Source organism: Pantoea sp. PSNIH1 (genome assembly GCF_007680655.1).
In the GTDB taxonomy this organism is placed as follows: domain Bacteria; phylum Pseudomonadota; class Gammaproteobacteria; order Enterobacterales; family Enterobacteriaceae; genus Pantoea; species Pantoea eucrina.
This window is the reverse complement of the sequence record NZ_VEIP01000006.1, coordinates 124,212-136,665: the sequence shown is the minus strand read 5'-3', so window position 1 is coordinate 136,665 and position 12,454 is coordinate 124,212. Positions and strand designations below refer to the sequence as shown.

General features: G+C 57.7%; 11 protein-coding genes. 3 read left to right on the top strand and 8 right to left on the bottom strand.

The window, feature by feature from the left end:
• The first annotated feature begins 43 nt into the window (after positions 1-43).
• Positions 44-466 carry a hypothetical protein gene (locus FS690_RS14815; RefSeq protein WP_094111732.1) on the top strand — a complete coding sequence of 141 codons (423 nt, stop codon included), beginning with the start codon at positions 44-46 and terminating at the stop codon, positions 464-466.
• Between the two features lie 205 nt (positions 467-671).
• Here the strand turns inward: FS690_RS14815 and speG are convergent, their stop codons facing one another.
• From speG to FS690_RS14785, 6 genes are all read right to left on the bottom strand, one after another.
• Positions 672-1,217, bottom strand: coding sequence for a spermidine N1-acetyltransferase (gene speG, locus FS690_RS14810; RefSeq protein WP_039379754.1), 546 nt, complete (start codon positions 1,215-1,217; stop codon positions 672-674).
• Positions 1,218-1,322: 105 nt separating this feature from the next.
• The gene (locus FS690_RS14805; RefSeq protein ID WP_039379752.1) at positions 1,323-1,988 is read right to left on the bottom strand and encodes an ABC transporter ATP-binding protein; all 666 of its coding nucleotides are present in this window, start codon (positions 1,986-1,988) and stop codon (positions 1,323-1,325) included.
• A complete protein-coding gene (locus tag FS690_RS14800; protein ID WP_145339842.1) occupies positions 1,981-2,814 on the bottom strand; it encodes an ABC transporter ATP-binding protein in 834 nt (277 codons plus the stop codon). The genes FS690_RS14805 and FS690_RS14800 overlap by 8 nt, the downstream gene beginning before the upstream one ends.
• Entirely contained in the window at positions 2,804-3,661 is an 858-nt protein-coding gene (locus tag FS690_RS14795) for an ABC transporter permease (RefSeq protein WP_145339841.1), read from the bottom strand. Before FS690_RS14795 ends, FS690_RS14800 begins: the two co-directional genes overlap by 11 nt.
• Complete coding sequence (locus FS690_RS14790; protein WP_065648635.1) at positions 3,658-4,710, bottom strand: ABC transporter permease; 1,053 nt, start codon at positions 4,708-4,710, stop codon at positions 3,658-3,660. Before FS690_RS14790 ends, FS690_RS14795 begins: the two co-directional genes overlap by 4 nt.
• The gene (locus tag FS690_RS14785; RefSeq protein ID WP_094111730.1) at positions 4,710-6,278 is read right to left on the bottom strand and encodes an ABC transporter substrate-binding protein; all 1,569 of its coding nucleotides are present in this window, start codon (positions 6,276-6,278) and stop codon (positions 4,710-4,712) included. The genes FS690_RS14790 and FS690_RS14785 overlap by 1 nt, the downstream gene beginning before the upstream one ends.
• Before the next feature lie 799 nt (positions 6,279-7,077).
• On the opposite strand from FS690_RS14785, the gene mgtA reads away from it, so the two are divergent.
• Together mgtA and FS690_RS14775 are read left to right on the top strand one after the other, a co-directional pair.
• Positions 7,078-9,789: a magnesium-translocating P-type ATPase gene (gene mgtA, locus FS690_RS14780; protein ID WP_145339840.1), complete on the top strand. Its 2,712-nt coding sequence runs from the start codon at positions 7,078-7,080 to the stop codon at positions 9,787-9,789.
• 155 nt (positions 9,790-9,944) lie between these two features.
• Positions 9,945-10,622 (top strand): SDR family oxidoreductase, encoded by a 678-nt coding sequence (locus FS690_RS14775; protein ID WP_145339839.1) that lies wholly within the window; start codon positions 9,945-9,947, stop codon positions 10,620-10,622.
• Between the two features lie 14 nt (positions 10,623-10,636).
• Here the strand turns inward: FS690_RS14775 and FS690_RS14770 are convergent, their stop codons facing one another.
• Both FS690_RS14770 and FS690_RS14765 read right to left on the bottom strand, forming a co-directional pair.
• Positions 10,637-11,296 carry an epoxyqueuosine reductase QueH gene (locus FS690_RS14770; RefSeq protein ID WP_065648639.1) on the bottom strand — a complete coding sequence of 220 codons (660 nt, stop codon included), beginning with the start codon at positions 11,294-11,296 and terminating at the stop codon, positions 10,637-10,639.
• A 121-nt stretch (positions 11,297-11,417) separates the two neighbouring features.
• Positions 11,418-11,774, bottom strand: coding sequence for a hypothetical protein (locus FS690_RS14765; protein WP_039379739.1), 357 nt, complete (start codon positions 11,772-11,774; stop codon positions 11,418-11,420).
• Between the last annotated feature and the right edge of the window lie 680 nt (positions 11,775-12,454).

Genomic DNA, 12,454 nt, shown 5'->3' with positions numbered 1-12,454 from the left:
GCACGGTTTACACTGTGCTCTCTGACTCTGATGCGGATCTGCTATGAACCTGCGACACACTCTTCCCGCCTGCGCGCTGCTGCTAAGCGGCTGCGCCACTATTGTCGGTACAGACACGCAGCCGGTAAAAATTGACTCCATTCCGCAAGGCGCCCGCTTTACGGTACAGGATGAGACCGGGCGCGCGGTGGCGCAGGGCTACACGCCCCAGACCGTAGACCTGGCAAAATCAAACGGCAGTTACTTCGGCAAAAAACATTATCAGGTCATGCTGGAAAGCCCGGGCTATGTCCCGCTGACGCTGCCCATTGAGGCGAGTGCCAATCTCTGGTACGTGCTGGGAAATATTCCGCTGCTCGGCTTCCCGGGCTGGCTGTTAGTCGATCCGTTCTATGGCGGGATGTATACCCTGAAGCCGGATCATCCGCAGCCGGTACTGAACGTAACAGGCGCGCGCGGCCGCTAGCCCCCGCGGGTTCGTGGGGGGCGCATTCATGCGCTCCTGGCAGATTCCCGGCAACGTCGGCCAGGGCGCCATTAATGGCGCCCCTACGAAGGGTTCAGGTGCCGTAGGGGGCGCATTAATGCGCCCCTGGCATAATGTTCAGGTGCCTCAGGATTACCGTAGGGGACGCATTCATGCGCCCCTGTAAACCTGTAAAATTCGCTGCTTACTGGGCGGTGGGCTTGACCATGGCGTTGCCGGGTTTATGCTGGGCGAGATACTGCTGCTGAAAAATACACATGCGGATGGTGTTACGGTATTCACCGTTGATAAAAAATTCATGCTTCAGCACGCCTTCGACTTCGAAGCCCAGCTTACTGTAGATATGAATCGCTTTCTCATTCTCCTGATCAACAATCAGATAGAGCTTGTAGAGATTCAGCACGGAAAAACCGTAATCCATTGCCAGCCGCGCCGCCTTGCTGGCTAAGCCTTTCCCCTGATGCCCCGGCGCGATGATGATCTGAAACTCAGCGCGGCGGTGTACATGGTTAATCTCCACCAGCTCGACCAGTCCCGCTTTTTCCTCTTCATACTCGACCACAAAGCGTCGTTCGGTCTGATCGTGAATATGCTTGTCATAGAGGTCGGAGAGCTCAACAAACGCCTCATAAGGCTCTTCAAACCAGTAGCGCATTACGCTGGCATTGTTATCCAGCTGATGAACAAAATGCAGATCTTCCCGCTCCAGAGGGCGTAATTTCACCGTCATAACAGTTCCTGAATGTTTAGTGGAGTGCGCCTGAATACGAGGTGCGCATAAATGCGCACCCTGCAGATGTGATGCAGGCATATGCGACCCGGGACCCGTGCGCCGTTATCCCACGATTCGTCCCTGCGCCATATGCGCCGCGCGGTCGCACATATGATCGATAACATCCGGATCGTGACTGACCAGCACCATGGTCAGCCCGTCGTTCTGTTTAAGATCGTTCAGCAGGTTAAGGATCTCCGCCTGAACTGACATATCCAGCGCCGATGTCGGTTCATCCAGCAGCAGGATTTTAGGTTCCAGCAGCAGCGCGCGCACAATCGCCACGCGCTGGCGCTGTCCGCCCGAGAGCTGATGCGGATAGCGGTTCGCCAGCGCCGGATCGAGACCCACGTGACGAAAGCCTGCGTCGATGCGGTCATCGATATTATCGCGCTTTAACAACTTCAGCGGCTCCGCCAGCGTGCGGCGCAGGCGATGGCGCGGATGCAGCGAGGCATACGGATCCTGAAACACCATCTGCACATCGCGTCGCAGCTGGCCGGTAAAGGCTTTGCCCGGCTGGACTGCCGTCTGCGCCAGCGTCATCTCGCCCTGCCAGTGCGGATTCAGACCGGCCAGCACCCACAGCAGCGACGATTTGCCGCAGCCGGATGGGCCAACCAGACCAAAACACTCACCGGCAGCGACCTGCAGGGAGACGTCGTGCACCACGGTACGCAGCTCATAGCCGTGCTTATGGGCAACGCTCAGGTTTGATAACTCAATCATTCTCTCTCTCCAGCGCGGCGCGATCCAGCACCGGCAGACGTTCGCCATGCGTCGCCTTACCGGGACGACAGGCCCACAGCGTGCGGGTATAGGGGTGGGTAGCATGAGAGAGCTGTGCGGCAGGCAGCGTATCAAGCAGCCGGCCCTTATACATCACCATCACCCGTTCGCAGTGCTCTGAGACCTGCTGCAGATCGTGACTGATCAGCAGCAGCCCCATATTACGCTGCTCCACCAGCCGGCGGATCAGCGCCAGCACCTGATCGCGCATGGCGTGATCGAGCGCGGAGGTTGGTTCATCAGCAATCAGCAGCTCCGGATCGGTGATCAGCGCAATCGCCAGCATCACGCGCTGACCCATGCCGCCGGAGAGCTGGTGCGGATAGCGCTTCATCAGCTGACGCGGTTCAGGCAGGCCAACGGCGGCCAGCATCTCACACACTTTCTCGCGTCGCTCAGCGCGGCTCAGCTTGCGATGCAAAATCAGCGGCTCTTCTACCTGCCAGCCGATGGTGCGCGTCGGGTTAAGCGCATATTTCGGGTCCTGCATCACCATCGCTACTTTTCCGCCGCGCAGCGTGATCCAGTCAAGCTCCTGCAGACGCTGAGCATCAGCACCGGCAATCTGCAGACGTTCAGCCTGCAGCTGCAGGGAAGGGGAGAGCAGGCCCATCAGCGAGCGTGCGGTAAGCGATTTGCCGGAGCCGGATTCACCGACCAGCGCCACGCGTTCGCGGCCAATCTGAAAGCTGATGTTATCCACCAGCAGCGCGTCGCCGCTGCGGATGCTCAGCCCGCGGGCATCAATCAATAACTCATTTGGCATGGCGGGTATCCAGTCGATCGCGCAGGCCGTCGCCTGTCAGGTTAAACGCCAGGCTGGCGAACAGAATCGCAGCGCCGGGCGCAGCCGCCACCCACCACTGATCGAAAATCACTTTACTCCCTTCGGCAACCATCGAGCCCCACTCGGCAGTAGGGGGCTGTACGCCCATACCGAGGAAGCCGAGACCGGCAGCGGAGAGAATAATACCGCCGAGGCTGAGCGCAGCACGCACAACGGCAGTTGGCAGGCAGAGCGGCAGAATATGGCCGAACATCAGCCGCAGGCCGGTGATACCCTGCATGCGCGCGGCGGCAAGATAGTCGCTGCGGCGCAGCGCCAGCGTCTCTGCACGCGCCTGGCGGGCAAACGGCGGCCAGCTGGTCAGCGCCAGCGCCAGCGCGCCGTTCATCAGGCCCGGACCGAGCATGGCGACCAGCGCCAGCGCAATCACCAGGTTCGGCAGCGACAGGAAAATATCGGTAATGCGCATCAGCACGCGCTCGGTCCAGCCGCCGACATAACCGGCGGTAATACCAATCAGTAATCCCACCGGGATCGTCAGCACCAGGATCAGCGACACCAGCAGCAGCGTCGGGCGCGCGCCGTAAATCACGCGCGACAGCAGATCGCGGCCAAAGCCGTCGGTGCCAAACCAGTGCAGCGCGGAGGGCGGCAGCAGGCGCTGGTTGATGGTCTGCACATTCGGATCAAACGGAGCCAGCCAGGGTGCCAGCAGCGCCATCGCAATCAGAATCGCCACCAGCGTCAGGCCGATGGAGAGGGAAGTCACGCGCGCCCGACGACGACGCGGACGCACGCTTTCCAGTTCGTGAAGTTGTTGAGTCATCGGGTTCTCGGATCGGTTAACCAGGTCAGGGCGTCAGCCACGGCGTTAAGCAGAATAAAGCAGCCGCCAATCAGCAGCGTGGCGCCAAGGATAGCCGGCACATCCGCTGAGAACAGAGCATTGGTCATATAGCGGCCCACGCCCGGCCATGCGAATACGGTCTCTGTCAGCACCGAGCCTTCCAGCAGCGTGGCATAGGAGAGCGCAATCACGGTGATCAGCGTACCGGTGACGTTGGGCAGAATATGACGCAGCAGGATGCGCGTGCGGCCCGCACCTTTTGCGCGTGCCAGTACCACATACTCTTTGCTGCTCTCTTCGAGCAGCGCCGCACGCAGCAGGCGGGTAATGCCCGCCATCGCCAGCAGACCGAGGATCACGACCGGCAGCCAGAGGTGCGCAATCGCGTTACGGAACATCTCCGGATCGCCGGAGAGCCAGCTGTCGATCAGCACAAAGCCGGTTTTGGGTTCCAGCGTATAGACCCAGATATCATCCAGCTGGCCCGGTCCGGCTGACCAGTGCAGCACCGCGTAGAACAGCAGCAGGCCCAGCAGCCCAAGCCAGAACACCGGCACCGAATAGCCCAGCAGCGAAATAAAACGCGCCACGTTGTCGATAACACTGCCCGGCTTCCACGCCGCCAGCAGCGCCAGCGCCACGCCAAACACGGCGGCAAAGATCATCGCGCAGGTGGCCAGCTCAATCGTGGCCGGGAAGGTACGCAGCAGGTCGGCGCTCACCGGCTGATTCGTCAGATGAGAGAGACCCAAATCGCCGCGCGCGAGGTGGCTGATATAGCGCCAGAACTGCACCAGCACCGGCTGGTCAAGTCCGAGATCGTGCCGCACCTGCGCGTAGGTCGCTTCGCTAGCGTGATCGCCGGCAATCTGCTGCACCGGATCGACCGGTGAGAGGTGCGACAGCATAAAGGTAAACGCCAGCAGCCCGAGCAGCGTCACCAGCAGCGAGAGCAGGCTGGTGACAAGGCGGCTGCCGCGCTGCCAGAGTGACCGGGCGAACCCGGTCTGTGAAGCAGATACGGACATTATTTAGAGACCTGCGCGTAATAGACCATATCGGGGTTAATACCCTGCACATAGCCTTTCAGATTGTCGCGCAGCGCAACCAGATTACGCGCCTGCAGGCCAATCACGTACGGGGAGTTTTTCAGCACTTCGCGCTGCATCGCCTGGTACAGCTCTGCGCGTTTGTTGCTGTCCGCTTCCGCTGTGGCAGCCAGCGTCTGCTTGCTCAGCTCCGGAATGTGCCAGTCAGAGCGGTAGGCGATGGTTTTGCTGCCATCTTCGGGGTTATAGGCAAATGAGGCGGCGTTGGTGTTGGGATCGAAGTAATCGGCACCCCAGGCGTTCAGCGTCGCTTCAAACTGATGCGCTTTAACGCGCGTTGAGACTTCAGAGCTGAGGCCCGGCTGCACCTCAACTTTTACGCCACCCTTCGCAAAGCTGCCCTGCAGCGCCTGAGCGATATCAAGATAAGGCGGCTGGTTGCTGGTGGAGAGCGTAAAGCTCACATTGGTCAGGCCCGCTTTCTTCAGAATCGCTTTGGCTTTTTCCGGATCGTAGCTGTATGGCGTTTCATTCAGCGCGCCTAAGAAGCCTTTCGGCAGGAAGGTCTGATGCACTTCAAACTGCCCTTTCAGCAGGTTATCGGCAATGCCTTTATAATCGAACAGGTAGCGTGCCGCTTCCCACAGCGCCGGGTTTTTCAGCACCGGATCTTTGCCGACGTTAAACTGAATGTAGTAGAGCGACGCCATCGGGATCGCGTCAGTTTTGACGCCCGCCTTGCCTTTTAGCGCGGCAATCTGGTCAGCGCCCAGGTTACGTGCGATATCCACATCACCCTGTTCCAGCAGCAGGCGGCGCGCCGCAGGCTCCGGTACGTTTTTGATCAGAATGTTCTTCAGCTTCGGCGCGCCGGCGGGAGAAGAGGGGTTTGCTGTCAGCAGAACCGCTTCATGCAGCACGACTTTGCGGATCTGATACGGGCCGCTGCCGGCAGAGTGAGTGCCCAGCCACGCATGACCGAAATCACCGTTTTTCGCATTAGCCTGCGCCGTTTTTTCATCGATGATAGAAGAGACCGGTGCCGAGAGCAGGCTCAGCACATAGGCCGGGCTGACGTTAGCGTTCCAGCTGATCTGTACGTGCTGGTCATCCACCTTTTTCAGGAAGCTATCAACGTTATCTTTATTCCAGCCGAGCTGCGTCAGGATAAAAGAGGGATCAAGATTGAGTTTAACCACGCGACCCAGCGAGAAGATCACATCTTCCGGGCGCAGCGGGTTGCCGCTGGCAAAGGTCGCATCTTTACGCAGCTCAAACGTCAGGCTGCGGTTATCGCTGCCCGGCTGCCATGAGGTCGCCAGGGTCGGTTTCAGGTCGGTCGGGTTTTGCGGATCGGACTGAACCAGGCGCTGATAGATATTAGTGAATGACTGTACCGTGGTGAGTTCAAAACCCTGCGCCGGATCGAAGCTGTCAGCATCATCGGTAGACTGTGCAATCACCAGCGTATCTTTGGGTGTGACAGCGTGCGCAGAGAAGGCGGCCACCAGCGACAGCGCCAGCAGTGAGGGAATAATTTTTTTCATGTTGTTTCCTTGCCTTAAAAAAGTAACGCGAGTTTACGAGAGCGTACCAGTGAAGAATAGTCTATTTATGGCTATGCATATGCTTTTAGGTTCTAAGCCCGGCGGTTCTGTTATAAGGGTTATGGCCGCTAATAACCAGCATAGTACGCATCAGATACGCTTTTTCAGAAATGTTTCAGCCCCGGCTTTTCTCCCGATGAATGGGGCGACTGTCGCAGATCGTTAATAGCCTGCTCAACCAAACGGCAACAAAATTTAGATAAAACGCTCATGCGCTATATTCATCTTTACTTCATTAACCGCGTAAATATAATAACGGCAATTAACTATCTGGAGGATCTCGTTGAACAGTCAACTTTATCGATGGCGATACAGGGCAAGCTGACGCACGGATCCTTTTCCTGCTGCTTGCCACTCTGGCGGGCGGCACGTTCTGTTTTCTGCAGAATGCTCCCGGACACTCAATGCTGATAACCAACACAGGTTCGCGGGAGTTATTATGTCTCTGATTTACAACGCGCTATTTCCACCGCCCCGATGCGCACGCTGATCCTCAGCGTGCACCTGTCTGCTGCGCGTTAAACCTGACTTCGCATTTTCAGTCAGACATTACGCCATACAAATTCACTGGCTCACTTTTATCTGGTGCGGGATCGTCACGCTTTTTATTAATTAAAAGCGCGTCATCTTTTTGCCCGATAATTGCGGGTTCAGCGTGCTGATTAATTATCAGGCTCTCTGTTTATTATGCGTCTGGCGCAGGATAGCGCTTGCCTGAATAACACCATCGGGGTGTCACATGAACAATATGAAATATAATCTGCAGCGGAATAACCGGAAAAAGGATCTGCAGTCGCCGCGTTACCGTATTGAACAGGAAGCAGGCTTTACTGCGGATGAAACGCTGGTACGGCTGTGCAGTCAGGCTACCGGCCTGACCGAAGAAGAAGCCGCTGCGCGCCTGCGCCGCTATGGCCCTAACGATGCCCTGCATATTGACGCGCCACCGGCGCTGCTGCAGCTGCTGCAGGCGTTCAGCAATCCATTTATCTATGTGCTGATGGCGCTGGCCGCGGTGAGTTTTTTTACTGACTACTGGATCCCGCGGCGGCAGGGCGGGGAGACCGACCTGACCGGGATCGCGATTATCATCACTATGGTAACGCTGAGCGGACTGCTGCGTTTCTGGCAGGAGTTTCGCACCAGTAAAGCAGCCCAGGCGCTGAAATCGATGGTGCGCACGACCGCAACGGTGATACGGCGTACGTCGCTGCAGGCGTCGCCGGTACGCAGGGAAGTGGATATCGCGGATCTGGTGCCGGGGGACATCATCTGCCTTTCCGCGGGCGATCTGGTGCCGGCCGATCTCCGCCTGCTGGAGTCGCGCGATCTGTTTATCAGTCAGGCGATCCTGACCGGCGAGTCGCTGCCGGTAGAAAAATATGACGTCACCGGCCATGTCACCAGTAAAGCGGCGGGCGGATGCGAACAGAGCGCGTCGCTGCTTGAGTCAGGCAGCATCTGCCTGATGGGCACCAGCGTGGCCAGCGGCTGCGCAAAAGGGGTGGTGGTCGCCACCGGCAGCGATACCTATTTCGGCAGTCTGGCAAAATCGCTTACCGGTAAACGCAGCCAGACGGCGTTCGATCGCGGGGTAAACAGCGTCAGCTGGCTGCTGATCCGCTTTATGCTGGTGATGGTGCCGGTGGTACTGCTGCTTAACGGCTTCACTAAAGGCGACTGGCTGGAAGCCTCTCTGTTTGCGCTGGCGGTCGCGGTGGGTCTGACGCCGGAGATGCTGCCGATGATTGTCAGCTCTAATCTGGCAAAAGGGGCTATCGCCATGTCGCGGCGCAAGGTGATTGTGAAACGCCTGAACGCGATTCAGAACCTGGGCGCGATGGATGTGCTGTGTACGGACAAAACCGGCACGCTGACGCAGGACAACATTACGCTGGCACAGCACGTCGACTGCGCCGGGGTGGAGAACAGCCGCGTGCTGATGCTGAGCTGGCTCAACAGCCTGTACCAGAGCAGCACCGCGAATCCGATCGATCGCGCCATTCTGCACTATGGCGGCGCGCGCCTGGGCAGTGCAGTCAGCGACGCGTGGAGCAAAATCGATGAGCTGCCGTTTGATTTTGTCCGGCGGCGCGTGTCGGTTGTGGTACACAACCGCCGGCTTAACCAGCAGCTGCTGATCTGCAAAGGTGCCGTTGAAGAGATGCTCAGCATCGCGGTGGCAGAGCGTGAAGGCAGGCTGATTCAGCCGCTGGATGAGGCCCGGCGCGCGGAGCTGCTGGCGCTGGCGCACGGGTATAATCAGCAGGGTTTTCGCGTGCTGCTGGTGGCAAGCCGCGTACTTAAAGAGCCGGGTCTGCAGCAGGCGCTGAACGTTGCGGATGAGCAGAACCTCATTATAGAAGGGCTGCTGACGTTTCTGGACCCGCCTAAAGCCAGCGCCGCGCCGGCGGTCAGCGCGCTGCGCGATAACGGCGTCGCGGTAAAAGTCCTGACCGGAGATAACCCGGTGGTGACCGCGCGCATTTGTGCAGAGGTGGGTATCGACAGCGGCGCTATCGTAACCGGTGAGCAGCTGGCGCAGATGAGCGACGAGCAGCTGGCGCAGGCTGTGCAGCAGAGTGCGGTGTTTGCCAGACTCACGCCGCTGCAGAAGGCGCGTATTGTGACGGCGCTGCAGCAGCAGGGGCATACCGTGGGCTTTCTGGGTGATGGCATCAATGACGCCCCGGCGCTGCGCGCGGCCGATGTCGGGATCTCCGTGGACAGCGCGGCGGATATCGCTAAAGAGTCCTCGGATATTATCCTGCTGGAGAAAGATCTGCGGGTGCTGGAGGAGGGGATCATCAAAGGACGTGAGACCTTTGGCAACATCATCAAGTACCTGAACATGACCGCCAGCTCTAACTTTGGCAACGTCTTTTCGGTGCTGGTCGCCAGCGCGTTTATTCCGTTTCTGCCGATGCTGGCGATTCATCTGCTGATTCAGAACCTGATGTATGACATCTCGCAGCTGGCGATGCCGTGGGACAAACTGGACAAAGAGTTTCTGCAGAAGCCGCGCAGGTGGGACGCGCGTAATATCAAACGGTTTATGCTGTGGATTGGGCCGACCTCCTCCCTGTTCGACATCACCACCTTTGCGCTGATGTGGTATGTGTTTGCTGCGAATACACCAGAGATGCAGTCGCTGTTTCAGTCGGGCTGGTTTGTCGAGGGGCTGCTGTCACAGACGCTGGTGGTGCATATGCTGCGCACCCGCAAAATCCCGTTTATTCAGAGCCGCGCCGCGCTGCCGGTGCTGCTGACCACCGCCTGCGTCATGGTCGCCGGGATCCTGCTGCCGTTCTCATCGCTGGGAGCCAGCATCGGCCTGACGCCGCTGCCGTGGTCCTACTTTCCGTGGCTGGTGGCAACCCTTTGTGGTTACTGCCTGGTGGCGCAGGGCATGAAAACCCTCTACATCAAACGTTTTGGTCAGTGGTTCTGATCTGCAGGAGGAGCGATGAAAAAGCCGGAACTGACAAAGGTGGTCTGCCACCTGGTGTTAATGATGACGGTGATTACCGTGCTAACGTTAGTGTTACGTTAGTTCATCGCGGGCAGCATACGCTGCCCGTTTCGCTATCTGTCCGGGAGAAAGGTATGAGCCAGTCACAACGCGCGTTGATTATCGGTGCTTCAAAAGGGATCGGGCTTGCGGTGGTACAGCAGTTTTTACAGGCGGGCTGGGACGTGACCGCCACCTTCCGCCGCACGGCGGTCTCATACCAGCACGAGCAGCTGCGCTGGCTGGCGCTGGATATCACCGACGGCGCGGCGCGTGCGGCGCTGCTGCAGCAGTTACAGGGTGAGCAGTTTGATGCGGTGCTGATCAACGCCGGCATTTTTGGCCCGGATGCGCAGCAGCTGCAGCAGGCAGAGGATGCGGAGCTGAGCGAGCTGTTTCTCACTAATGCGGTAGCCCCGGTGCGGCTGGCGGAGAGCCTGCTGCCGCTGCTGCGTGATAAGCAGAGCGTGATCGGGATCACCACGTCACAGCTGGCGAGCCTGAATGAAAACCGCGTCGCCGCGATGCCGCTCTATTCGGCCAGCAAGGCGGCACTCAATATGCTGAGCCGCGCGCTGGCAAAAGAGATGCGGCCGCAGGGAGCGACGCTGCTGTCGCTGCATCCGGGCTGGGTGAAAACCGATATGGGTGGCGAGAACGCCGATATCACAGCGGAAGAGAGCGCGGCAGGGCTGGTTACGCAGCTGCAGCGCTATCGCGGCAAGGGCGGTCATCACTACCTTGATTACAAAGGTGACGCGCTCGCCTGGTAATGTTTCGGGCCGGTTTACGCGTCGTCAGGCGCGTAATACTGCACCCCGATCTCAATGCGTTCGCGACCGCCGGCCACGCGGTGACGGTTAGTATCGCGCAGTGAATAGATGCAGCCGCAATACTCCTGCTGATAGAAGCGCTCGCGCTTGCTGATCTCAATCATGCGCGACGAGCCGCCGCCTTTACGCCAGTTAAACTCCCAGTAGAGCATATCCGGATAGTGCGCCGCCGCCCGCACGCCGCAGTCGTTAATCTGCTTCATATCTTTCCAGCGTGAAATCCCGAGCGAACTGGTGATCACCGGAAAGCCGTGCTCGTGCGCGTAAAGCGCGGTGCGCTCAAAGCGCATATCGAAACACATGGTGCAGCGTACGCCGCGTTCCGGCTCCCACTCCATGCCGCGCGCGCGCTCAAACCAGTTATCTTTGTCGTAATCAGCATCCACAAACGGCACGCCAAACTGCTCAGCAAAGCGGATATTCTCCTCTTTACGCAGCTCATACTCTTTCAGCGGATGAATATTCGGGTTGTAGAAGAAAATGGTGTAGTCGATGCCGGAGGCGAGCATCGCTTCCATCACTTCGCCGGAGCAGGGCGCACAGCAGGAGTGCAGCAGCACTTTATTGTGTCCGCCGGGCAGCGGCAGCGGCTGACGTGTGAAGGTTTCAGACATAAGTAACCGTTAAGCTTGCAGAGAGTGGGAATAGTGTAGGGAGTTACAGCGCCGGATGCAAAATGCGGCAGCGGAAAAACAAAAAGGCCGCAGGGCGGCCTTTTTATCACAGCTGTGCAGCTTACTCGCTGACTTTCTGTTTCAGATCGCTGGCACCTTCTTTGGTTTTGTTCCAGCCTTTCTGTGCGCCTTCTTTGGTCGCATCCCAGCCTTTCTCAGTCCCTTCTTTGGTCTTGTTCCAGGTTTTCTGGGTGCCTTCGCTGGCTTTGCTGGTCATGCTGTCGCGCTCGCCCTGTGCCGCGTGCTTCGCTTTAAGACGCTGCTCTTCGCCCTGATGCTGCGCCTGATGCAGTTTCTCTTTCGCGGTGTTAGCGCCAGCCTGAGCGTTAGCGACCGTATCGTCAGTTGCGTGTGTGGTAGCCGCAAACGCGGAAGAAGCCAGCAGGAAAGCAGATACAGCAATAATGGTCTTTTTCATCATAGTCCCTCATTTAACGTATTTGGTGATATGAGCGTAGTTAAGAGTGGCACACTGAGCAACGTTGCGCTCCAGGATAAAACTGTAAGTGAATGAAAACGCCGTGAGGGGTTAGGTCAGCTGTGAAAGTGGCTGCAGGGTATTACTACTCGGTGGCGGGTTTTGAAATGGCGAATGCAGGGTTTTGGGGGTGATTTATTGTTTGGATGGGTGGGGGGAGTCATATGGGGGGATAGGTAGGGAAGAAAATGAAAAGTGCTGTATGGTAAGCCTGGGTTGGTAAGCAGCAGGTGTAAAAGCCTGAAGGATTTAGTCGTGCAGGCTTTCTGGACTACTACAGGCTGGCGGAGTCTGAATAGAATGCACAACTTTATGAAATTAAGTGTTTTTCGCGAATTCAACTATGACTCGTGTACCTAAACGTGTACCAATTATTGGATCTCACACACGGAACGGTTACGCTGTGATAGCGAATACTCGGCGCTAAATCAAAAATAGAGTAATTTTAGATAAAAGTATTCACACTATTCACTTTTGATTTTTGTTCATTGAATTTATGGCTTTAGGTAGTGAATGGTTTGTGCCGGGATGTACACTGGTGTGAACTAAGGATGAACACTTTTACTGAGATGATGAATAGCCGGCCGAAGCCGGTAGGCTGGGATCTCAGGTACTACAGG

Coding starts and splice junctions, on each gene's coding strand:
- FS690_RS14815 (WP_094111732.1), top strand. CDS start 44: ATGAACCTGCGACACACTCTTCCCGCCTGCGCGCTGCTGCTAAGCGGC.
- speG (WP_039379754.1), bottom strand. CDS start 1,217: ATGACGGTGAAATTACGCCCTCTGGAGCGGGAAGATCTGCATTTTGTT.
- FS690_RS14805 (WP_039379752.1), bottom strand. CDS start 1,988: ATGATTGAGTTATCAAACCTGAGCGTTGCCCATAAGCACGGCTATGAG.
- FS690_RS14800 (WP_145339842.1), bottom strand. CDS start 2,814: ATGCCAAATGAGTTATTGATTGATGCCCGCGGGCTGAGCATCCGCAGC.
- FS690_RS14795 (WP_145339841.1), bottom strand. CDS start 3,661: ATGACTCAACAACTTCACGAACTGGAAAGCGTGCGTCCGCGTCGTCGT.
- FS690_RS14790 (WP_065648635.1), bottom strand. CDS start 4,710: ATGTCCGTATCTGCTTCACAGACCGGGTTCGCCCGGTCACTCTGGCAG.
- FS690_RS14785 (WP_094111730.1), bottom strand. CDS start 6,278: ATGAAAAAAATTATTCCCTCACTGCTGGCGCTGTCGCTGGTGGCCGCC.
- mgtA (WP_145339840.1), top strand. CDS start 7,078: ATGAACAATATGAAATATAATCTGCAGCGGAATAACCGGAAAAAGGAT.
- FS690_RS14775 (WP_145339839.1), top strand. CDS start 9,945: ATGAGCCAGTCACAACGCGCGTTGATTATCGGTGCTTCAAAAGGGATC.
- FS690_RS14770 (WP_065648639.1), bottom strand. CDS start 11,296: ATGTCTGAAACCTTCACACGTCAGCCGCTGCCGCTGCCCGGCGGACAC.
- FS690_RS14765 (WP_039379739.1), bottom strand. CDS start 11,774: ATGAAAAAGACCATTATTGCTGTATCTGCTTTCCTGCTGGCTTCTTCC.